Annotated in this window: 3 protein-coding genes; 1 reads left to right on the forward strand and 2 read right to left on the reverse strand. The window is 37.9% G+C overall.

Annotation, left to right across the window (positions count from 1 at the left end; all coding sequences use genetic code 11):
* Positions 1-707: 707 nt before the first annotated feature.
* Positions 708-1,097 (forward strand): hypothetical protein, encoded by a 390-nt coding sequence (locus ACFIO3_RS11445; RefSeq protein WP_375609319.1) that lies wholly within the window; start codon positions 708-710, stop codon positions 1,095-1,097.
* Positions 1,098-1,258: 161 nt separating this feature from the next.
* Here the strand turns inward: ACFIO3_RS11445 and ACFIO3_RS11450 are convergent, their stop codons facing one another.
* Positions 1,259-1,783 (reverse strand): type II toxin-antitoxin system PemK/MazF family toxin, encoded by a 525-nt coding sequence (locus ACFIO3_RS11450; RefSeq protein ID WP_375608131.1) that lies wholly within the window; start codon positions 1,781-1,783, stop codon positions 1,259-1,261.
* Positions 1,784-2,082: 299 nt separating this feature from the next.
* Positions 2,083-2,505 (reverse strand): disulfide bond formation protein B (locus ACFIO3_RS11455; protein ID WP_375704488.1); only part of this gene is annotated, 423 nt, incomplete at its 5' end.

Raw genomic sequence — 2,505 nt, forward strand, 5'->3', positions numbered from 1 at the left:
AATATGCTCTAAGAATAACCCTTGCGTGGCGAAAGTCTATGGCGTAGTCGCTATAGATTTTTGCTCCGTGTGTGATGATCAATGCTCTTGTTTATCTCTTGTCAATGCAAGTGCCAATGAAAGTGATGGGTGTAGTTTGACACTAGGCTTTATACTCAGTGGGATTAGGTGGTAATTTGTTGTTTTTATGTATAAAATTTAGCATTCAATGCGCGTTTTGTCAAAATAGATTTTGACATTTAAAATTGTAAAAAAGAGCTAAAAAGAGTGAAAATCAGAAAAAAGTGCATTTTCATGCTAAAAATGAGAGAAGGCTTTGAGAGGTCTTTGACCCCCCTTTGAGAGCCTTTTAAAAACTCTTTGAAAAAAAATTAATTGGTACAAAACCTAGTGTCAAAATATACAAAACTTGATGACAAGCTACAATGGATGTCTATTGTTCCATTGTGATGCTTGGTTGTTCATGTTTAGAAACGACAAGTGTATTAAATGCGATAGGGCTGATAGAAAGGAGAACGTATCCTGTAAAAAATAGGTATGTCTTTAAAATAAAGCTGATAAACGAAATTATTTTTTTTATCTACCTTTTATATGGTGAGAAAAAAGGCTTTAAAAGCGCAAGCATACGCAATTTAGCAGTAAATCCCAAAATAGCTTAACATAGATCGTTTCTCGGAAAAGGGGAAGAAAATCTATCTGCAAAAGCTATGTTAGGTCATGTGACCGGTGAAATAATGTGGTTAGGGCGACAAACAATTATTATTGGTGAAGAGATAGAAATCGATTGGGGGTTGATTTCTAGTTTATTAGAGAATTTTCTTTGTTCTCTCGTAAAATACGATCGTTTGAGGTGTGGTCATATAAAGCGAAGCTTTTTTCAATCTTGGAAAGATATTCCCATTGCGGTAAATCATATAAAGTTTAAGAAACGCCAGCACGATTTTTTGTGCAATGAAATGATAAGTATGTACAACATCTCGGTAATCTCCATGGGAAACTTTACCGGATCAACAGTACGGATATTGTCTTCTGCTTATCCCCAAATCGCAAATATTTCAAAACAACAACGGTGGAGAATGAATGTGGATATGTTTTAGGGAAGGTTGCAAAAAATGGCTAAAAAGTTCTCAAAAAAAATACCAAAAATGACGAAAGGAGCGGTTTCCCACTCCTTCGTTCCTATCTCCCCTTGCGGGGAAGCGGCCACCATTACTGATGCCGTGTATGGCGGTATATGTACGCTTATTTTTTTCAAAAGTCAATAGTGTAAATGCGGTAAATATTTGAGCATTAGAGCTACAACTTTATGAAAATCTTCGCAGGATAATCTTGGAACGGTACGTGAGCAACTTAAACGACTTACAGAAACTGTTGTGACATAATTGCAGATAATCCATGCTTTTTTATTCTCTATGGGAGATTGTATTGGATACGCAGCGGGATTATTGGGTTGTGATTTCGTTGAAAAAGGCAAAACTGTCACATTTCCATATAATTTTGCATTCTTAGAAAGCACTAAAACAGGCCGCTTTTTCCAAAATTCAGGGAGTATTGAATCATGAGGAAAATCGCACCAAAAAACTTGCCTGATGCGTGGTGCCGATTTGATTCGTGGTTTTATATGAGGTGGTTTTTCGTAAGGAGCATTTAAATCCCTTTCTTTTATATGCTCGCGCCATGCATTATGATCATGTTCCATCATAACACATGGTTCTTCAAGTTTGGTTATATCTAAGGAAATAGGTGATAGGGTAGAAGGCGCTGTGTTCTTATCTTCAGCCATAGCAGACCATTTATATTTATTGGTCCCCTCACTTATTATTTTACGGCTTTTCTATCACGAGTTTTTATCAAAATGTTGCCCATAAGTACAGAGAGATGAAACCATAAAATGGATGTCTCTGCTTATTTTTGTCTTTTGAGTACAACGTTAGAGGAGGGATGTTGGTAACTCGTTGGTGTTGGTGGGTTGGTTTGGCGGTGGGTGGTTTTGGGTGGGGATTGGTGACTGGAGGGTTGTTGGTTAGGGGGGAGAAGTGATTGGAGAGAACGAGTGCACGCGGTTTCGTTTCTATTTTATGGTTAGAGTTTTTTATGGACTGAAAGAATTCCTTTTGAAGCGATATAGAGGCTTATAAGGGAGAAAAATAGGCTTGAGACGACATTCCAACCGGCAAATGAGAGAAAAAGAAAGCGTACGGATGCTTCAGAACAAGAAGGGGGATGAATGCTATTTAATTGGTTAAGCAGCTGGTTAATGTCTGAGGTTTTTCTCACTGCGCTTAAACCACAGCTGAGGGGAGCTTCCCAAAAGCCATATTCAACACCCGCATGATAAACGGCTAAAACAAGGCTGATGCACATTAAGACAAAAACACACAAAAATAAAAGTTGTATCCAAGCCGTTGTGCGAAAAAAACATGCCCCAAAACCTGCTAAGAGCAAAAATGGTATGGCACCATAATAGGGAAAACGCTCTATGAGACATAAATCGCAAGGAAGATA

The sequence above is a fragment of the Bartonella sp. AD328YNZD genome, assembly GCF_042196425.1.